The organism is Thiomicrospira cyclica ALM1, from assembly GCF_000214825.1.
Taxonomy (GTDB): Bacteria; Pseudomonadota; Gammaproteobacteria; order Thiomicrospirales; family Thiomicrospiraceae; genus Thiomicrospira; species Thiomicrospira cyclica.
In genome coordinates, this window is record NC_015581.1 from 1,522,399 (window position 1) to 1,542,861 (window position 20,463).

Sequence of the window (20,463 nt, forward strand, 5' to 3'; positions counted from 1 at the left end):
TTTTAATTACGACGGTTAGCGAACACCATGCTCTTTAACAGATTTAAGCCTTCATAGAGTTCATAATCTTCAGATAATAAATTGACCGCTTCATCTTGCTTGCTGTCGTCAGCATCCGCAACACCTGGCTGATTGATGTGTCCGTCCAAGTCGGCTTCACGACTACGGCGCTCTTGATTAACCCGCTCAACTTTGACTAAATCAATTTCAATATCTGGCTTAATACCTGAAGCCTGGATGGAACGGCCCGATGGTGTGAAATACAAGGCCGTGGTTAACTTAATCGCCGCACCGTTATTGAGAGGCAGAATAGATTGCACCGAACCTTTACCAAAGGTATCGCGACCGGCAATAAGCGCGCGCCCATGATCTTGCAAGGCACCCGCTACTATTTCTGATGCCGACGCTGAACCTTCATTAACTAAGACGACAATCGGATTACCATTCATTAAATCACCGCGCTTGGCTTCAAAACGCATTTTAGAGTTTTGTAAACGCCCCTCGGTATAAACAATCAAACCTTCATTTAAGAACACGTTCGATACATCAACCGAAGCACTCAATACGCCACCAGGGTTGTTGCGCAAGTCTAGTACCAGGCCTGCTAAGGGCCCACCGTTTTCTTGCTCCAGGGTTCGAATAGCACGAGATAGATCGTCACCGGTTCGGTTTTGGAATTGACTAATCCGAACATAACCTAAATTAGCCTCAAGTAACCGCTCACGCACACTACGCACCTTAATAACGGCTCGGGTCAATTCAATTGCTACCGGCTCAGATTCACCACTACGAATAATGGTTAGAGTAATCTTGCTACCTGGCTCACCGCGCATCATCTTAACCGCATCGGTTAAACTCATGCCTTGTAACGATGTATCGTCCAGTTTAATAATAATATCACCTGAACGAACGCCAGCGCGTTGTGCCGGGGTATCATCAATGGGTGCGACAACTCGAACGGCACCATCTTCCATGCCGACTTCCATACCCAAGCCACCAAATTCGCCACGCGTGCTCTCTTCGACGCGCTCAAAGCTTTCTTTGGGCAGGTAATCTGAATGTGGGTCAAGATTAGTAAGCATGCCACGGATGGCATTTTCAAGCATTTTTTCATTTTCAATAGGCTCGTAATAACCGGTTGAAATACGGTCATAAACCTCAACAAAGGCACGTAACTGTTCAAGTGGTAAATTGGAGGCACTGGATGCTTGACGATCGGCCATCACGCTGGTACCCACCACTAAACTGGCGCCCAGCACACCCCCCATAATCATCCAGCTGATTTTCTTTAAACCGGTCGCTTTAACCACAGTTCTATCCTCGTTAGGCAATTCTTAGTGCATTATATGTGATCTTTTTATGACACAAGACCGTAATTTTGCATTAGAATTTGCTGAAATAAAATTATTAAGTAGGATACGAATAAACATGAGCGAACACAACCTTTTCGAGATGAAAGAAGACAATATCCTTAAAGCTTCCAAAGCTTTGAAAGCGATGGGCCATCCATTAAGGCTAAAAATCCTGTGTGTTTTGAGTGATGGCGAGATGCCGGTGATGGATATCGTCTCCAAAGTTGGTACTACGCAAAGCAACGTCTCTCAACACATAGATATTTTGCGTGAAAAAGGAATTATTGCATCTCGCCGTGATGGTAGTAAGATTCTTTGCAGTGTTGCTGATAAGGAAATCATCAGCTTGTTACACGCGATGCAAGCGACCTTCTGCCCAACAGAATAAACGCATTCCACTAACCGCTCATAGTTTAACGGGATAAAACGGCTGCCTCCTAAGCGGCAACTCCAGGTTCGAGTCCTGGTGAGCGGACACTCTAACCGTTTTCATTAAAATCGTTTTTGATACTTGCTAATACCAGCTCAGTGGCATCCGGAGTTGTTGCATTAGCCAATTCGGTCGAGGCTGTTAACCAGCGCTGTTCCCTAAACCAGTCACTAATTTCAGCTGCTAAAACGTCCGGCGTCAAATCGGCCTGGATAATTTTTTTAGCAACGCCCTGCTTCACCAATACATCCGCATTGGCACTTTGATGGTCATCTACCGCATAAGGGAAAGGTATAAAAATCGCGGCACGTTTAGCCGCGCGTACTTCACTGACCGTTAAAGCACCCGATCGAGCAATCACTAAATCACAATCCCTGTAGGCCTGTGCCATATCATCAATAAAAGACACCACCTGTGCCTCGCTAATACTATTAGCTTGATAGGCGTTCTGAGTCGTTGCTTGATCAGCCATGCCGGTTTGGTGTACCACCTGTGGACGTTGTTCACTGGGTATCAAAGCAAGCGCCTTAGGCAAAGTATCATTGAGTGCTCGCGCGCCGCGACTACCCCCGATTACCAACAAACGCTTACTCCGTTCTCTCTGTTCAACCTGTTGCGCACTCAAGGCCGGTACTTGCCTTATCGCAGCTCTCACTGGATTTCCAACCAAAAATTGATTTTTAGCCGACCAAGCCGCGACCGGAAAGCCACAAAACACCCGTTTTGCGAAGGGCGCTAACAGCCGATTGGTTAAGCCCACAATGGCATTTTGTTCATGTAAATAGAGCGGTAGACCTGCTAATTTCGTCGCTAAACCACCTGGACCACAGACAAATCCGCCCATTCCCAATACCGCATCAGGCTTGAGCTGTTTTATTAACCGATACGCCTGCCAGCAGGCCTGGCTAATTCGCCAAGGTGCCATCAACCAGCCACGCCAACCATTACCCCTTAAGCCCTTCACATCAATCGCATAAAAAGGAATATTAGCCCCGGTCACCCACTGCTTTTCCATTCCGCTTGGCGTGCCCAACCAAACGATTTCTGTACCCTGCGCTTGCCAAGCACTGGCTAGAGCCAGACCCGGAAAAACATGGCCTCCGGTTCCTGCGGCCATAATCATAATGCGTTGCAGTGATTTTGGGTGTGATGATTTCATTGAACTCCCTATGAACCGAATGATGGATTCGCCGACAATTCTTCTGTCGAATGCCCTTTAATAAGACGCGTTTCGTAATCAATGCGTAGCACCAAACCAATCGCCAACAAAGCCATCATTAAACTACTACCACCATAACTTACAAACGGCAAGGTTAGGCCCTTGGTTGGAAACACGCCTAAATTTACCCCGACGTTAATTAATAACTGCCCGGCAAACATAATCGCAACCCCATAGACCACCAAGGCTTTAAAAGGCGCTTGCGGTAACCAGGCGGCTTGGGCAACTGCAAACATTCGCCACAACAATAAGCCATAGAGGGATAGCAAAATGACAACACCTAACCAACCGGTTTCTTCGGCAAACACGGCAAACATAAAGTCAGTATGGGCATCGGGTAAATAGAGCAATTTTTGGACACTGGCACCTAGACCACTGCCGGTGATGCCCCCTGAGCCAATTGCCATCAGTGCTTGCGATAACTGATAACCCACGCCATAGGGGTCTTGCCAAGGGTCCATAAAGTTCATTACGCGCGCCATCCGATAGGGCGAGTTAATCAGCAGTACCGCTAATATCGCCCCAATAGGTAATACGGTAATCACAAAATAGCGAAAAGGAGCGCCGGCAATAAATAACATCCCAACTAACACGCCGGCAATCAAGACCGTGGTGCCGTAATCCGGTTGCAATAAGAGCAAACCCGCCATAATGCCAAAGGGTAGAAACAATCGAATAACGGCTGTCGAATCTTGCTTAACCGCATCTTGATGACGTTGTAAATAACCAGCCAGAAACAAGATGGTCGCAATTTTCATCCATTCAGCGGGCTGGAAATTCATCACAACTAATGGTAACCAACGTTTCGCGCCCCCAATTTCTCGACCAAATATCAACACCAGAGCTAATAGCACCAGACCCAATAAAAACCATTTTCCGCGATGCTGCAACCAACTTTGACTCGGAACCATCAGTACGAGAGCCGCAAACAGCCCACCGACGCCGAGCGCAAACACTTGGCGCTGAAAATAATGCCACTGATGACCAAAGCGCACTTCACTTACTGCCACTGAGCTTGATAGCACCATTACCAAACCAATAGTAATGAGCGCCAATACAATTAGCACCAGGGAGCCATCCAGGCCGCGGATATCGAGACGCCATGTATTAGCCACGAGACGATTTCTCCAAGTTTGCAACACAACTTATAAAGTGCTGGCCACGATGTTGATAATTGGTAAATTGATCAAGACTGGCACAAGCTGGTGATAACAAAACGGCATCACCCGCCTTTGCTAATGAAGCTGCCAAAACAACGGCCTCATCCAGTGTTTCCAATCGATGACAGGGCAGATCAGCTGACCAGGCCTGGTAGAGTTTATCAGCATCTCGGCCATATAAAATGGCCGCACGAGCAAATTGCGCCAAGGGAGCGGCTAGTGGCGCCATATCTGCCCCCTTAGCATCGCCGCCCGCCAACAGCACCAACTTGCCAGGCGCTACATTGCTACCTAAACTATTAATAGCGGTTAGTGTCGCTCCAACGTTAGTACCCTTGGAATCGTTAATCCAAGTCACACCGTTCATCTCTGCAACCCATTCAGTACGATGGGGTAGGCCGGTAAACTCAGCTAGTACGTGTCTTATAATTTCCGGCGGAATAGCAAATTCATCAACCAAGGCAAGCGCAGCCAAAGCATTGAGCAACTGATGCGGTGCCTGCAGTTTTAACTCTTGCACGGGCATAATCAACTGTTCACCCCGGGCCAAATACCGGAAACCCTGCTTATCTATAACTAAACCCCAATCACTACTGTTGCGAGGGTGCTGTAGCCCGAAATAGTACCTGGGTGTAATACCTGGCACCCAAAAATGAGTGGGCTCCTCCAGCGGCATCACCGCTAACTCAGTATCTTGATAGATGGTATTTTTTGATTGAATATAAGCGTCCATGCCATCGTAACGATCAAGGTGATCTTCACAAATATTGAGCACCGTCGCCGCCACCGTGTGCAATGAGTAGGTGGTATCTAGTTGAAAGCTCGATAGCTCGAGCACAAACACATCATAATCTTGGTTTTCTTTTAGCAAATCTAACGCCGGTTTTCCAATGTTACCGCCCAGCCCGGCTTTATAACCAGCCGCACTTAATAATTGAGCTGTTAGGCTAGTCACCGTACTTTTGCCATTTGAGCCAGTAATGCCAATGATAGGGGCGCTGGCCGCGCGCGCAAACAACTCAATATCGCCAATAATTTCAATGCCCTTTTGCTTAAAAACCTGCAACCAGGTCTGGCGCAGATCAACACCCGGACTAACCACTAGGATAGCGGTTTTAGCAATCCAGGCTTTTGGCAATTGACCGGTTGCAAACTGCACGCCAGGGTAGGCTTGCTGCAAAGAGGTAATATCCAAGGTTTCACGCGTATCAAAGGCGAATATCGTTTCGTTATTGTGCGTTAAATAACGCAACACCGATTGTCCTGTAACCCCTAACCCGATGACTAGATACATGATTTATCTCAACTTTAAGCTAGCCAAACCAATTAAAACCAGAATAATCGTGATAATCCAGAAGCGCACGATAATCTGTGATTCATGCCAGTTTTTATGCTCAAAATGGTGATGAAGCGGCGCCATCAAAAACACCCGTTTACCGCGTAGTTTGTAAGACCCTACCTGCAAAATAACCGACAGGGTTTCAATGACAAAAATACCGCCCATGATAAATAATACAATTTCTTGACGAACCGCGACTGCCGTTGCACCCAGCGCGGCACCCAAAGCGAGTGAACCCACATCACCCATAAACACTTGTGCTGGATGGGTGTTAAACCATAGAAAGCCCAAGCCCGCGCCCACCATAGCCGCCATTAAAATGGTTAGTTCACCAACACCTGGGATATGGGGAATATCTAAATAGGCGGCAAATACCGCATGACCTGACGCGTAGGCAAACACGCCAAGCGCGGCGGCTACCATCACAGTCGGCATAATCGCCAAACCATCCAAACCATCGGTTAGATTAACCGCGTTTGAAGTCCCCACAATGACAAAATAACTTAAAACAATCACCCATGCGCCAAGATAGATATAGGTGTCTTTCATATAGGGAATGAGTAGCTGGGTTTCAGCGGGCACTTGCGCAAAATGATAAAACCCAAACGCCGCAATTAAACCAATAACTGATTGCCAGAAAAACTTGGTTCGTGAACGCATACCTTCCGGATCGCGGTAGACCACTTTTTTATAATCATCAATAAAGCCAATCACCCCAAACCCGAACATAGTAAAACTGACCAGCAAAAGGTAGAAGTTGGTTAAATCGCCCCATAACAACAGAGCAATGGCAATCGCAAATAGGATTAAGGTGCCGCCCATAGTGGGCGTGCCGGCTTTGACAAAATGACTTTGAGGGCCATCCTGACGGATACTTTGGCCGACTTTTAACCGGGTTAACCAACGAATAACCGCCGGACCAATCAGAAACGAAATAATCAGTGCGGTCAACACGCTCATAATGGCGCGAACAGTAATGTAGTTAAATACCGAAAAAAACGATAGGTGCTGACTTAGATATTGACTAAGGTAAATGAGCATGGGTAACCCTCTCTGTTAAACCAGAGCGCAATTGATCCATTGCCGCACTCCGAGACCCTTTGATTAAGACGACCCAAGGTTCGCCAGTGTGATAGAGCGTAACAAGCTGATCAATCATCGTTGCATGGTCGGCAACCTCAGCCAGCGTTTTGCTTCGCGATAATGATTTAAATCCCGCCACATAATCCTGCGCATTTGGGCCTTGCGCCCACAGCTGCTGCACCCCAAGCTGGACAGCTTGGCGACCAATCTGATAATGCGCCTCTGGCGCCGTTGTACCTAATTCAGCCATAGTACCTAAACAAGCTATCATCGGACGCTGATCTGTACTCGCGAGCGCATGCAAACTATCCAGCCCAGCAGCCATTGAACTAGGGTTTGCATTGTAGCTATCATCAATTAAGGTCATTGCACCGACTTGGAAGGTTTGTAAACGCCCATCGGTTCCGGTGAAACTTTCAAATACGGGTGCCACCACATCCCAGGACCAACCCATTACCTGAGCCACCGCGGCACCGACCGCCAAGTTATAGGCATTGTGTGCCCCCAATAACGGGCTTACAACCTGATGCCAGGCCTGCTGATAATAGAGCTCAAATCGAATGCCGTTTTTTTCAGTCGTGACCTGGCGAATACGAATATCCGCACTAGCCGCTTGACCAAAACAGATCATCTTGCGATCGCTTCGAGCTAGTTTTGCTTGCCATTGATCAAAACCTGGCGAGTCGGTATTAATAATGCCGACACCATTTGGCTTTAAACCATGCATGATCTCACCTTTGGCGGTAATGATGCCATCTAAACTACCAAAGCCCTCAAGGTGTGCCGGTGCCGCAAGCGTAATAATAGCGATATCGGGTTCAGCCAAGCGCGTAAGGCAATCGATTTCTCCTTGATGATTAGCGCCCATTTCAATAACCGCATAGCGGTGTTCATCCGTTAACTCAAGTAGCGTTCTTGGCACCCCAAACTGATTATTAAAATTACCGCGTGTTGCCAAGGTTGGCCCTTGGGTGGCAAACAGCGCGGCCAAAAGCTCTTTCACGGTGGTCTTACCATTTGATCCCGTCACCGCTACTAAACATTCCAGCTTCGCGGCTTGACGGTGTGCTTGACCTAAACGTCCCAAGGCTCGTGTAGTATCAGCCACAATCAAACAAGGTACGCTTTGCTTGGCATACTGCTTATTGCTAACAATACAAGCAACCGCGCCCTGCTCAATCGCTTGTGCTATAAAACGGTGTCCGTCAAAACGAGTTCCTTCGATCGCGATGTAAACATCACCCGGTTTTACGGCACGCGAATCTGTGACCATCTGTGAGATCGCTAAATCCGCTTGCGCTTGCCATTCGGCAGGTAGTATCACATTCAGCCAATTCGCTAATTGACCTAGTGTCCATCGCCCAAATGAATGGTGCATGCGCTCTTTACCCATGGTCATGGTAACCATTCCTTTATAATTTGTTGATCAGAAAAGACATAACAATGCCCATTAATTTCTTGTGTTGTTTCATGGCCTTTGCCAGCAACTAAGACCCAATCACCGGACTGCGCCAAGTTTAAAGCCGTTGTAATAGCCAACTTTCGATCCGTTTCAATCATGACCCTAGACTGATCATAATCCTCGGGTAGACCGGTGAGCATATCGGCAATAATCCCATCAACTGCCTCGGTGCGCGGGTTATCACTGGTTAAAACCAACTTATCTGCCAGCGCATAGGCGGCGGCGGTCATAGCCGGGCGTTTGGTTTTATCACGGTCACCACCACAACCAAACACCACCCATATAGAATTCTTAACTTGAGCGGCTTGGCGCTGTGCATTCAAAGTTGTTAATACTTTACCCAGGGCATCAGTTGTATGGGCAAAATCGACCAAGACTTGCAGCGGCTTGGCGCAAGGCACCTGCTCTAATCGACCCTCAGGGGCTTTTAGATCTGACACCAACCTTATCAAATCACCCCAATTCATTCCTAGTGCCAATAAAATACGTAAACTGCAGAACAAATTCTCAATATTGTGGTCACCCAATAGGTGTGATGTCACCGAATAACCATACCCACTCCAAGAGACTTGAAGTTGATAACCGTTGCTCAAGGCTTGTTGCTGCGATAGTGTTAGCACCTCAGTATTGCGCAGCGAACCCATAGCCGCCTGGATTGAGCTCGACCCATGACATGGCGCATAAGCGGCGATCTTCACCGCGTCGTTTGCTGCTTGCGCTGAGGCTAATTTGATCAGTCGCTGCCCAACACCATCCTGTTGATTCAATACCCAGCAGGCCTGCTTAGAGCCAGGATACCGGGTAAAAAAGTTCATTTTGGCTTGATGATAAGCTTCTAGACTTCCGTGAAAGTCTAAATGGTCTTCGGTTACCTGGGTTAAGGCTTTAACAGCAAAGTGCAATCCACTAATCCGACCCTGTACCACGGCGTGCGATGAGACTTCCATTACGGCATACTGGCATCCCTGTTGCTTTGCTGATGCTAACCAGGCCTGGATACTAAAAATATCCGGTGTTGTATGCCCAGTGTTCACCAAATCAGGATAAACACCGGCACCCAACGTTCCCATTAACGCAACGCGATAACCCAGCTGATGCAAGGCTTGAGCCGTTAAAAAGCTCGTCGTTGTTTTACCGTTGGTGCCAGTAATACCAATTAAATTAACATCTTGACTAGGATCGTCATAAAACCACTTAGCTAAGGCTTCAATACGTGCGGCTAAGTTGGGCACGAGCCATAAAGCTAAGCCTGCTGGAAAACTTTCTGGCAACTGATCCGTAATCATTAAACGCGATCCTGCCAAAACAGCATCAACGGCATAGGTATGTGCGTGAGTTCGCAGGCCTGCCGTGGCAATAAACACACTTTGCTCATCGCACTGATTCGCCTGGCGAGATAAACGACAAACGTACATTGAGCCGTCCCATGTCCCATGGGTTGAAGTCACATCAGCGCCAAAAAACTCATGCAAAACTGCAAGAGTTTTTGACGGCTGTGTTCGCTCCGACGACATGGCATGACTCATGGCACATTCACCTGATCGGGATCAATGTTGCGCACTCTAAGAGCATGCGTCATCACCTCACGAAACACCGGAGCCGCGACGGTGCCGCCACCATAGATACCACGGCTCGGTTCATCAATCATGACCGCAACCAATAACTGCGGCCGCGAAACCGGCGCTAAACCGACAAACATCGCTTGATACTTATCTAATTGATAAACCCCGCCAGCGGTTTTATGCACAGTACCAGTTTTGCCCGCCACACGATAGCCATCGATTTTTGCCTCGGTCGCCGTGCCGCCAGGCTGAGTTACACTTTCCATCATCAGTAATACAGCTTGTGCGGTTTCAGGCGACACCACTTGCTTAGGGGCACCATGCGGCTGATCGGCTACCAATCGCAACGGAGTTACCTGTCCTTGTTGACCAAAAATTTGATAAGACTGCGCCAGTTGCAACAAAGTTGCATTAAACCCGTATCCGAAGGAGTTAGAAACCTGATCCATTCGAGACCAGTTGGCAAAGTGACGTAAACGACCACTTTGTTCACCCGGTAAAAAGAGCCCACTATCCGCGCCGAAACCCAACTGCGTCATAAACTCCCAGTGTGCCTCACGACTGAGTCTTGGCACGAGTTTTGCCATCGCCACATTGCTCGACTTTTGCACTACGCCCGTAATGTCCAATTCACGATAATTAATGGCATCGCTAATTAAATGGCCGTACAACCGAATATGTCCCGGATGGGTCGATACCACCTCATCTGCGGTAATCAAGCCGGCATCCAATAGTTTTGCGATCACCAAGGGTTTAATGGTTGAACCAGGCTCGACTAGGGTTGAAATACCTCGATTACGTATTGCTTCACCGGTAATTTGGGTACGGTCATTAGGGTTAAAACTCGGCTGATTCGCTAAGGCCAAAATCTCTGATGTGTTCAGGTCTATCACCACAACCGACCCACCAAACGCATTGTGTTTAACCAGGGCATCATGCAAGGCTTTGTGAGCAAAATACTGAATATGACTATCCAGTGTTAAATTTATATCTTTCCCCGCCTCGATAGGTTGCAATGTTGCTACCGATGATACCACCCGGCCTTTTAAGTCTTTTACAACCCTAAAGCGCCCCGTTTGGCCAGTCAACCAGTTATCGTAAATAGCTTCAATGCCATCTTGCCCTATATCATCAACATTGGTATAGCCGATTAAATGGGCCGTTGTATGCGCCTGTGGATAAAAACGACGGTATTCTGGCTTTACATAGACAAATGGGAGGTTTAGCGCTTCTACACGCTGACCAATTTCAGGTAATTGTCCGCGACTAATGTATAAATAACGCCGGTTTGACTGATCACTAACTCGGGCCGCAATATCACTCGACGACATTTCAATTACCTGCGCTAGCTGGGCAATAATATTGACTTTATTTGGATGACTGTTTAAGCGATTAGCATCTACCCAAATCGAGGTAATGGGCGCACTTAAAGCAAGCACTTCATTATTACGGTCAAAGATTTGACCGCGTGGTGCAGGAACTTCAATAACCCGTAATTGACGTTTATCGGCCTCAGAATTGAGGAAATCGGCATGCAGCCACTGCAAATAAAATGCGCGACCCGCTAAAAGTACTAGACCTGCCAGTAGCACATACAAGATTAAACGACCGCGTACATGAGAACTCACGGCTCGTTTTCCTCAGTTAAGACAAGGTATTGACGCTCTTGTGGTTTACGCATATTTAACTGGGATCGAGCCTGTTGCTCGACAAGCAATGGTGCGGTTAAGTGCGCTGACTCTAACATCATCTGACCCCATGCCTCACGCAATTCACTATGTTGCGCTAAACGCTCATAGTAATCAGCTTCTAAGTCACGAATTTGATGTTGCAGCAAGACCTTTGCAATAAAGGTTAAACCTAATAGCGCAATGAGTATTAACGTAAAAAGCCCACCCATATCAATACGTTTGATAGGAGTAGGCCCTGATTGCCCTGGCATCTTTAAACCACCCGGGTCAATTAATCAACTTGACGTCTTAAAAAAGCCGGGATATCAAGGTAGTTATTTGACCGAGGTATACTGGCACCGTTAGCTGTCATGGCAACACGCGCTGGCTGGGCTTCATAGGCCGTCCCCTGCGGTTTTGGCTCAACCAACGCTGGCTTAATCGTTGCGACTTTTGCCGATTCTGTCGTTGGTGCTTCGGTTGCTGGTGCCGGTTGATTCATTTCTTTCGCGCGCTCAGATGCCTGCACAGCATGTACGCCTTGCGTATTAGGACGAACCATCTGTGGCTTGTTAGCAGATCCAACTAAACCGGTCGCAACTACGGTTACTCGAATTTCGTCTTCTAAGGTTTCATCTATCGAGGTACCGATAATAACCCGAGCATCGCTGTCGGCAAACTGGTTAACAACATCACCAATCACATTGTATTCACCGATACTAAAATCAAGGCCACCGGTAATGTTCACCAAGAAACCTCGCGCACCGGCTACAGCAACATCATCCAACAACGGATTAGCAATTGCTTTTTCAATCGCTTTGCGGGCACGGTCTTCACCTTTAGCTGTTCCAACACCCATCATACCTAAACCGACCTCTGACATAACCGTCCGTAAATCTTCAAAGTCGACGTTGATTAAGCCAGGGCGAGTTACCATTTCTGAAATCCCCTGTACAGCACCGTGCAAAATTTCGTTAGCATGATCAAAAGCTTTGGCAAACATAAAATCCTTGCCTAAAACTTCGACAAGCTTGTCATTTGGGATGGTAATTAATGAATCAACCGCGGCGGACAATTCTTCAATACCCTTATCTGCCACAGCGGTACGACGTTCAAAACTAAATGGACGACTAACCACTCCGACCGTTAGGATACCCATGTCACGTGCAACCTGAGCTACAACAGGCGCGGCACCTGTGCCAGTTCCACCACCCATGCCGGCAGTAATAAATATCATGTCAGCATCTTTTAAATGCTCTTTAATAGCATCAATATCCTGTTCAGCGGCTTCGCGCCCTTTTTCAGGATTAGCACCCGCACCCAATCCATTTGAACCTATCTGGATTCTTACCGGCACATTAGAATGTGCTAAGGCTTGTGCATCGGTGTTGGCACATAAAAAATCAACGCCTTCAACCTTGCTTCGAACCATATAGTCAACGGCATTACTACCGCCACCACCTAAACCAATCACTTTAATAATCGGTAAGCCCGGTTGTCTTACCACTTTAGACTCTTTTAGATCAAATTTCATGTTGCTCATTGCTAACCCCCTTGTCACGCCCAGAACTTAATAAATTGATAGATGATTACACTTTTTCTGCTATTCGTAATACGGCACTGCGAGAACGCACATTTTGTAAGCACTCCTCTTCACTGGGAAAAATAGCTTTACCGATACGCTTTAACCTTGCCTCACTTGTAGCCACCAATATTGGCAAATCAGGAAACAAATCCTTAACTTGCGACTGGTCCCGCATAAACTGTTTGACGATGCGATCCTCTAAAGAATGAAAGCTAATCACACTTAATCGCCCGCCAGGTGCCAAAACCGCCAAACTGGCATCCAATACTTGTTTTAAAGCATCCAGTTCGCCGTTAACAGCAATCCGTATAGCTTGAAACGTTCGTGTTGCTGGATGCTTATGCTTGTCTTTTTTTGGCACAACCCGCGACACTAAATCGGCTAAATCTTTTGTCGTATTAACCAGGCCTGCTTTGGCATCATGACTCACCGCACGAGCAATTTTGTAAGCAAACCGCTCTTCGCCAAAATGCTTTAATACCTGCGCCAACTTTGCTTCCTCAACAGCAATCAACCAATCTTTGGCACTGAGCCCAGCCGCTGGATTCATCCGCATATCTAGCGGACCCTCTCGCATAAAACTAAAGCCACGCTCCGCTTCATCCAACTGCGGCGATGACACTCCCAAATCCAATAGAATGCCATCAACCTTTTCCATCCAGCCGGCCTGCTCAGCAACCGAGTGTAAATCCGCAAAACTGCCGTAAACGATATCAAAACGGCTATCTGTAATACTCGCCTTGGCATAAGCCACCGCTTCTGGATCCTGATCAAACGCCACCAGTCGCCCTTGAGGGCCTAACTGTGCCAATATGGCACGACTATGGCCACCGCGACCAAAGGTACCATCAATATAAAACCCATCGCTTTTAATCGCCAAACCGGCCAAACTTTCTGGCAGCAATACAGAAAAATGACCTACTGACTCGCTCATAAACTTAAGTTTGCTAAGGCGCCTTGGCCATCAAGCTGCTGCACACTGTTTAACATATCCGGCCGACTTGCGTCCCAAGCCTCTAAACTCCATAGTTCAAACTTATTACCCTGACCCAACAAAATAGCCTGTTTATCTAATTTTGCATGGTCTCGTAGCAAGCTAGGTAACAACATACGACCTTGCGCATCAAGGTCAATTTCAGACGCGTGGCCGAGCAACAGGCGCTGTACCATACGAGCCTGCGGATCCATATTAGGAAGTGAGATTAATTTGCGTTCAATCACTTCCCATTCATCCTGAGTGTAAATCAGCAAGCAGGGACTGTTTAAGTCAATTGTTGCTATTAAATGGTTGTCGCACGCATCCGCAATCGAGTCGCGATAACGCTTAGGAATAGCAAAGCGCCCCTTATCGTCAAGATTGATTGCATTAATGCCTCGAAAAAATAGCACCTTAAAATCCCCACTTTGTTCCACTTTAAACCACTTAACCCCACTATAAGACTTTCTACCCAGTCATGTCAAGACGTTATTTGGCACATAACGCATAATTTTATTAACAATCACAATAACTTAGCGTAGTAATGAGATATCACAAAGAGAGTAAAAGATACTGAAAAATATCTATTAAATACAAAGAGATAAGATTTAAACCTAAAAAAATAATTAAAATAAATAACTAACACATTGTTTTTATTTTAAAAACTGGCACTGGCGTGCCAAAGAAAGAATCCACAACATATAGGATATAACGAAAAGTAGGCACAACATAATGTGGCCAAGCTTGATAAATTACAGTAAATTAAAAATAAGTGAGTCTGTAAGCCGGGTTCTGTACCCCAAGCAGGCCTGGGGTGACGATCATTCATCTAGGAGAGGCATCACTACCGCCCTCAAGCAACCTACCCGAAAACCAGCGCGAGCCACGCTGTGTTAAACCGAAGTTTAACCTGCTTTCCTATTTGGTCTTGCACCGAATGGGGTTTACCATGCCACAAACTGTTACCAGCTGCGCGGTGGGCTCTTACCCCACCCTTTCACCCTTACCTGTGCGCTAAGCGCCATCGGCGGTCTACTCTCTGCTGCACTTTCCGTCGGCTCACACCGCCCAGTCGTTAACTGGCATTCTGCTCTGTGGTGCCCGGACTTTCCTCCGAATGCTTGGCATTCCGCGATCGTCCAACTCACTTGGTGCGCACATTAATCTAATTTGCGGAGTTTGTCTAGTCCATTTGATTTTTGGCAGACTGCGCCCATTGGTAAACCGTTTTTTTGGGTAACTGATAATGCTCAGCAACCACCTCGGCTACCGTTTTGACGCTTACCTGTTGTGTCAACATAGCCATCACCAATGTTTGCCAGGCCTGGTCATCCGTTTGGCTTGCTTGTGCACCGTCAACGACCAGCACTAACTCACCTCGAACTTTATCAGGTTGTTGGGCAAAGTAATCTTGCACTTCAGCAAGCGTACCCTTTAGAAACTCTTCATACTGCTTAGTCATTTCACGCGCCACACACACCAGCCGCTCTGGGCCCATTGCCAAACTTAGGTCCTCAAGGCAGGCGATCAAACGATGAGGCGCTTCATAAAAAACCAGCGTTGCCTCAACTTGACTGAGCTCTTTGAGCCGAGTCAAACGTTTCGCTGATTTCGCTGGCAAAAAGCCTTCAAAGTAAAAACGGTCTGTAGCAATACCCGAAACAGACAAGGCGGCAATCATCGCACTGGGCCCAGGCACAGGCCTAACCTGCAGGCCTGCTTGGCGCAATGCATTAACCAAATGATAGCCTGGATCACTAATGAGTGGCGTTCCGGCATCTGAAATTATCGCCCCCACTTCGCCCAACGCCAGTCGTGTCTGCAGCATTTCAATGCGAGCCCGCTCATTGTAGTTGTGCAAACTAATTAGGCGGTTATTAATGCCAAAATGTGTCAGTAACTTTTGTGAATGCCGTGTATCCTCGGCAGCAATCCAATCGGCTTGCGCAAGCACGGTCAAAGCGCGCTGACTAATGTCTGCCAGATTACCTAATGGGGTCGCAACAACGTAAAGCGTGCTTTTTTCCAACAATTCCATATATAATTAAAGCCTGTTAGTAACACTTAAAAACGAATAAATAAAGTTGATGTAATCTGTGAAAACCCTCGCCATACTTGCAAGTATCACCGCTGTTCTCCTGCTAAGTGCTTGTGCGCCTATTAGTTCAATACGCGAACCCGTTACCCAACAAGATGAAATGCTTATTGTAGCACCCGAAGCCCCAATAGCTGGAACACCTACATTAATTGAACAACGTCAGACCGCACTACGCGAACAAAACTGGGCCACCTATCTGGACAGAACTGAAACGCTTTTATTTGTTAGCGAACCTGAACAACAAAACCAACTCTTGCTTGAAACATACGCGCAATTACAGGAAATTCCCACAGCTTTTTGGCAGCAGAGCCCTGTTTTACGCCACCAGGCCTGGTCAAGCATAGCCACAACACATCAAATCACTCCCTCTTTTCAGGGCGCGTGGCTTGAAAGCACCCAGTCACTCTTTCATGACCACCCACCTACTCAGCAATTAACGCAATTAATGCTTGCTAAAATCCGGTCACCCGGATCGCAGCGTATCGCTATTTTACTGCCATATGATAACCGCACCCAGACACTATCTCATCAAATCCGAGCGGGTATCCTAGCCGCCTACTGGCAAACTGCGCAACAACATCAATTACTGTTTTTTAATCTTGATGATTTTGACTCGCCACTCGATGCCTTCGAAGCTACACAACAAGCAGGTGCCGACTGGGTCATTGGTCCATTTGACCGTAATACGGTTGATGCACTTGCACCCGTTGCGAATGATAGAGTGGTTTTTCTAAACGCGGCACCTAGCGCACCAGCGTCATGGCAACTACCTTTTGGGACAACCGATACGCTAGACCAACTTATCCAACATATTGATCAACACCATTACTGCAACCTAGCCGTTCTCTACGCAGACCAACCGGCCAATATCGAACAGATTGCTCACCTGAGTGAGTTGTGGCTGAACACTTTGGGACATCGGATAATACCTTTATCTTTTGAGCCCAATCAACGCAACCTCCGCGATGAGTTAGGCCGTGCGCTTCTGAGTGACCAGAGTCAAGTACGCGCTAATTTTCTTCAACGCACCATAGGTAACAGTCTAACTTTTTTCCCTCGACATCGAGCAGATTGGCATGCCATTTTGTTACTTGGCGAACGTGAATATTTAAGCAATATTCGACCCCAGCTCGATTTCTTTCAAGTCAACCTTCCAACCTATGCCACTGACACACTAATGCCTAGTGAATTCCGGGTAGACCACTTAGAACCTGACTTAAAAAATATTCACTTTCTAAGTTATCCTGGGGTTTTAAGCCCAGAATTAATTACATCCCCTCTTGCGGCCCTAGGCTGGGATAGTTTTTTAATTACACAGTATCATCAAGCCCTAACCGATGGATTAAGCCTTAACGGGGCGACAGGAAAGTTGCGCCGACAGAATAATGGTTTACTCAGTCGTCAGCTAATACTAGTGAACTTTAATAACCGCGGACAACTAATCGTGGATTCATCCCAACCCAACAGCCGTCCATTTGCTGGATTTACGGGAGAACCTGCCCCACTGCACCCGCGAGACCGACTAGAACGTCAACAAGAGTTACTTGAACTAATCACACAGCCTTCTTTTTAGCGAACTTACTATGTCTATATCGACCACCAAAAAAAATAGCGGCCAACACAGCAAGCGCGCCCGTGGTCAGTATTTTGAACAGATCGCTGAAGCCTATCTTGTTCAACAAGGTGGCGAATTAATTGATCGCAATACGACCTACAAAGGCGGTGAACTGGATTTGATTTTTTGGCTTGAAAACCACCTGGTGTTTGTAGAAGTGCGCTATCGTGAACAGGCTGATCACGGCCATCCCTTAGAAACGATTACCCATACCAAACAACAACGACTACTTAAGGCAGCACGTATATTCTTACAACATCATCCGCAGTTACAAAATCAACCCATGCGTTTTGATATCGTTTACTTTTTAGCTAATGAACAACCCAACTGGCTAAAAAACGCCATCATTGCCTGGTAAGCCAAGCTCTGATAGTCTATTAATTGAACAATAACTCCACAAGGAATTAACATGGACATCAATATTGGAATTGACGAATCAACTCGTAAAGACATCGCAGCTGGTCTCTCTAGATTGCTTGCCGACTCCTACGTATTGTTTTTAAAAACACACAACTACCATTGGAACGTGACAGGGCCTATGTTTAACAGCCTACACATGATGTTTGAGCAACAATACACTGAGCTATTTACCGCTGTTGATGAAATTGCCGAACGTATTCGCTCATTAGGTGAGTTGGCACCAGGTTCCTTTAAACGCTTCAACCAACTCAGCCAAATTCAAGAAGAGCAAGATACGCCTGACGCTGACACCATGATTCGCAATCTTATTGCAGGGCAAGAAGCCGTGGTTAAAACAGCCAGAGAAGTTATTAAAATTGCCGATGCTGCTAATGACGAACCCACACTCGATCTCCTTACTCAGCGCATGCAGGTACATGAAAAAACGGCCTGGATGTTACGTAGTTTGCTTTCTAAGTAGTTGGATTTAGTGGATATGCCATTCAAAGCATGATGGTGGGCCCCCCCGGGCTCGAACCGGGGACCTAACGATTATGAGTCGTGTGCTCTAACCAACTGAGCTAGGGGCCCAAAGAAAAGACTGTTTTTGATGATTAGCTTCGATTGTCAAAAACAAACGAAGCCGTATTATAACGAGTTTATGCTGAAATGCTAGCGTGAAAACCCGCCTTAAACATTAATCAAGAAAACTGCGCAGACGTTCAGCACGGCTTGGATGACGCAACTTACGCAATGCCTTAGCCTCTATTTGACGAATACGTTCTCGGGTCACATCAAACTGCTTGCCGACTTCCTCAAGAGTGTGATCCGTATTCATGCCCAAGCCAAAACGCATACGCAACACTTTGGCTTCACGCGGCGTTAAGGTACTGAGCATTTCACGCACAGTTTCACTCATGCCTTCCAAGTCTGCTGAATCGGATGGTGACAAAATATTAGAGTCCTCAATAAAATCGCCCAATGAAGAATCTTCATCATCACCGATGGGCGTTTCCATTGAAATCGGCTCTTTGGCGATTTTCATCACCTTGCGAATTTTATCCTCTGGCATTTCCATTTCTTCTGCCAGTTCCTCAGGGGTCGGTTCGCGCCCCATTTTTTGCAGTAACTGACGTTGGATGCGATTCAGTTTATTGATCGTCTCAATCATATGCACCGGAATACGGATTGTACGTGCCTGGTCGGCAATCGAACGAGTAATTGCTTGACGAATCCACCAGGTAGCATAGGTTGAGAACTTGTAACCACGGCGGTATTCAAACTTATCAACCGCTTTCATTAGACCGATATTTCCTTCTTGAATCAAATCCAAGAACTGTAAGCCACGGTTAGTATATTTTTTTGCAATCGAAATAACCAAACGCAGGTTCGCTTCGATCATTTCACGCTTGGCGGCTCGCGCTTGGCTTTCAGATTTACTCAAATCTTTATAGACTTTTTTGTAATAACTTATAGCCATTTTTTCAGATTTTTCAATTAAGGCTAAGCGCTTTTGAGCACGCTTAACGTCCTGTCGCACTTCTTCAAGTAAATCGGTCTTATCTGTGTACTCACCAATTAACATATCGACAAATTCTGGGCTTGTTTCGTTACCCACAAACAATTCGACAAATCGCGTGCGCGGAATCTTAACATTACGAACAACGGCATTCACAATGACACGCTCTTGCTCGCGAATTTGCGAAATCTTAATCTTAATGTCGCGAATAACCCCGTTTGTAAACAAGGGCACAAGTTTTACGGTACGTAAATGATCGACAACAAGTTGGCGTTTTTTCTTCGCCTTTGGATCACTAGAGCCATGCAGATCCTCTGCTTTTACAGCGTCACGATGCAATTTCTCAAGGTCTGCCAAGAACGCATCAATTAAGGCCTGATCGATTGAATCATCTTTTGGTTCCGAATTGTTGTCAGAGTCAGCACTTAAGTCCTCAACCTGAACATCTTCCAAGTCATTAGGATCAATAAACCCCTGAATAACATCGGCTAACTTCCCTTCACCATCATCCATTTTCTGAAATGCGCGCAGAATTTTTTCGGCACACATGGGATATTTAGACAAGGAGTCGAGCATGTCACGAATATTCGATTCAATACGCTTGGCAATATCAATTTCACCTTTGCGTGTTAATAGCTCAACCGACCCCATCTCACGCATATACATACGTACTGGGTCTGTGGTACGACCAAATTCAGAGTCTACTTCGGCCAGTGCTAGAATGGCGGCTTCAGCAGCCGCTTCATCGAAAGCGCCACCCTCTTTGGTAATCAATTCATCCTCTTCAGGCGCGGTATCAAATAATGGAATACCAAAATCACCCAAGATGGTAAGAACTTGACTGAGTTGATCCTCTTCAATATCGTCGGGCAGAACATCATTTACATCAGCATAGGTTAGGTAGCCTAAATCCTTCGCTCTTTCGATAAGATCAATTAATTGTTGCTTTCTTTCTACTTTTGTCATGTTTGCCTCAAAATAACGATAAAAGGGG

The 20,463-nt window shown here is 46.6% G+C and carries 18 protein-coding genes, 2 tRNA genes and 1 other RNA gene; 5 read left to right on the plus strand and 16 right to left on the minus strand.

The window, feature by feature from the left end:
* Positions 1–2: 2 nt before the first annotated feature.
* Positions 3–1,310, minus strand: a complete 1,308-nt coding sequence (locus THICY_RS06795; RefSeq protein ID WP_013835880.1) for a S41 family peptidase — start codon at positions 1,308–1,310, stop codon at positions 3–5.
* Between the two features lie 118 nt (positions 1,311–1,428).
* Between THICY_RS06795 and THICY_RS06800 the strand changes: the two genes are divergently transcribed.
* A complete protein-coding gene (locus tag THICY_RS06800; protein WP_013835881.1) occupies positions 1,429–1,740 on the plus strand; it encodes an ArsR/SmtB family transcription factor in 312 nt (103 codons plus the stop codon).
* A 14-nt stretch (positions 1,741–1,754) separates the two neighbouring features.
* Positions 1,755–1,827 (plus strand) — tRNA-Arg (locus tag THICY_RS06805).
* Between the two features lie 4 nt (positions 1,828–1,831).
* Here THICY_RS06805 and murG read toward each other — a convergent pair.
* The 13 genes from murG to rsmI form a co-directional block, all read right to left on the minus strand.
* The gene (gene murG, locus THICY_RS06810; protein WP_013835882.1) at positions 1,832–2,941 is read right to left on the minus strand and encodes an undecaprenyldiphospho-muramoylpentapeptide beta-N-acetylglucosaminyltransferase; all 1,110 of its coding nucleotides are present in this window, start codon (positions 2,939–2,941) and stop codon (positions 1,832–1,834) included.
* Between the two features lie 8 nt (positions 2,942–2,949).
* On the minus strand, positions 2,950–4,116 hold the full coding sequence (gene ftsW / locus THICY_RS06815) for a putative lipid II flippase FtsW (protein WP_013835883.1): 1,167 nt from the start codon (positions 4,114–4,116) through the stop codon (positions 2,950–2,952).
* The gene (gene murD, locus THICY_RS06820; RefSeq protein ID WP_013835884.1) at positions 4,109–5,455 is read right to left on the minus strand and encodes a UDP-N-acetylmuramoyl-L-alanine--D-glutamate ligase; all 1,347 of its coding nucleotides are present in this window, start codon (positions 5,453–5,455) and stop codon (positions 4,109–4,111) included. Before murD ends, ftsW begins: the two co-directional genes overlap by 8 nt.
* A gap of 3 nt (positions 5,456–5,458) precedes the next feature.
* The gene (gene mraY / locus THICY_RS06825) at positions 5,459–6,541 is read right to left on the minus strand and encodes a phospho-N-acetylmuramoyl-pentapeptide-transferase (RefSeq protein ID WP_013835885.1); all 1,083 of its coding nucleotides are present in this window, start codon (positions 6,539–6,541) and stop codon (positions 5,459–5,461) included.
* Positions 6,525–7,982 (minus strand): UDP-N-acetylmuramoyl-tripeptide--D-alanyl-D-alanine ligase, encoded by a 1,458-nt coding sequence (locus tag THICY_RS06830; RefSeq protein WP_013835886.1) that lies wholly within the window; start codon positions 7,980–7,982, stop codon positions 6,525–6,527. The genes mraY and THICY_RS06830 overlap by 17 nt, the downstream gene beginning before the upstream one ends.
* Positions 7,979–9,571, minus strand: coding sequence for a UDP-N-acetylmuramoyl-L-alanyl-D-glutamate--2,6-diaminopimelate ligase (locus THICY_RS06835; protein ID WP_013835887.1), 1,593 nt, complete (start codon positions 9,569–9,571; stop codon positions 7,979–7,981). The genes THICY_RS06830 and THICY_RS06835 overlap by 4 nt, the downstream gene beginning before the upstream one ends.
* Positions 9,568–11,235 (minus strand): peptidoglycan D,D-transpeptidase FtsI family protein, encoded by a 1,668-nt coding sequence (locus tag THICY_RS06840; protein WP_013835888.1) that lies wholly within the window; start codon positions 11,233–11,235, stop codon positions 9,568–9,570. Before THICY_RS06840 ends, THICY_RS06835 begins: the two co-directional genes overlap by 4 nt.
* On the minus strand, positions 11,232–11,549 hold the full coding sequence (ftsL, locus tag THICY_RS06845) for a cell division protein FtsL (protein ID WP_013835889.1): 318 nt from the start codon (positions 11,547–11,549) through the stop codon (positions 11,232–11,234). Before ftsL ends, THICY_RS06840 begins: the two co-directional genes overlap by 4 nt.
* Before the next feature lie 20 nt (positions 11,550–11,569).
* Positions 11,570–12,820 (minus strand): cell division protein FtsZ, encoded by a 1,251-nt coding sequence (gene ftsZ / locus THICY_RS06850; RefSeq protein WP_013835890.1) that lies wholly within the window; start codon positions 12,818–12,820, stop codon positions 11,570–11,572.
* A gap of 46 nt (positions 12,821–12,866) precedes the next feature.
* Entirely contained in the window at positions 12,867–13,796 is a 930-nt protein-coding gene (rsmH, locus tag THICY_RS06855; protein ID WP_013835891.1) for a 16S rRNA (cytosine(1402)-N(4))-methyltransferase RsmH, read from the minus strand.
* On the minus strand, positions 13,793–14,251 hold the full coding sequence (mraZ, locus tag THICY_RS06860; protein ID WP_013835892.1) for a division/cell wall cluster transcriptional repressor MraZ: 459 nt from the start codon (positions 14,249–14,251) through the stop codon (positions 13,793–13,795). Before mraZ ends, rsmH begins: the two co-directional genes overlap by 4 nt.
* 352 nt (positions 14,252–14,603) lie before the next feature.
* An RNA gene (gene rnpB / locus THICY_RS08675) (RNase P RNA component class A) lies at positions 14,604–14,989 on the minus strand.
* Positions 14,990–15,021: 32 nt separating this feature from the next.
* Positions 15,022–15,876, minus strand: coding sequence for a 16S rRNA (cytidine(1402)-2'-O)-methyltransferase (rsmI, locus tag THICY_RS06865; RefSeq protein WP_013835893.1), 855 nt, complete (start codon positions 15,874–15,876; stop codon positions 15,022–15,024).
* 58 nt (positions 15,877–15,934) lie between these two features.
* Between rsmI and THICY_RS06870 the strand changes: the two genes are divergently transcribed.
* The 3 genes from THICY_RS06870 to THICY_RS06880 are packed head-to-tail and all read left to right on the plus strand — an operon-like array spanning position 15,935 to position 18,431.
* Positions 15,935–17,509 (plus strand): penicillin-binding protein activator, encoded by a 1,575-nt coding sequence (locus THICY_RS06870; RefSeq protein ID WP_013835894.1) that lies wholly within the window; start codon positions 15,935–15,937, stop codon positions 17,507–17,509.
* 10 nt (positions 17,510–17,519) lie between these two features.
* A complete protein-coding gene (locus tag THICY_RS06875; protein ID WP_013835895.1) occupies positions 17,520–17,909 on the plus strand; it encodes a YraN family protein in 390 nt (129 codons plus the stop codon).
* 51 nt (positions 17,910–17,960) lie between these two features.
* Positions 17,961–18,431, plus strand: a complete 471-nt coding sequence (locus THICY_RS06880; RefSeq protein ID WP_013835896.1) for a Dps family protein — start codon at positions 17,961–17,963, stop codon at positions 18,429–18,431.
* A 33-nt stretch (positions 18,432–18,464) separates the two neighbouring features.
* Here the strand turns inward: THICY_RS06880 and THICY_RS06885 are convergent.
* Both THICY_RS06885 and rpoD read right to left on the minus strand, forming a co-directional pair.
* A tRNA-Ile gene (locus THICY_RS06885) sits at positions 18,465–18,541 on the minus strand.
* A 106-nt stretch (positions 18,542–18,647) separates the two neighbouring features.
* Positions 18,648–20,435 (minus strand): RNA polymerase sigma factor RpoD, encoded by a 1,788-nt coding sequence (rpoD, locus tag THICY_RS06890; protein WP_013835897.1) that lies wholly within the window; start codon positions 20,433–20,435, stop codon positions 18,648–18,650.
* Between the last annotated feature and the right edge of the window lie 28 nt (positions 20,436–20,463).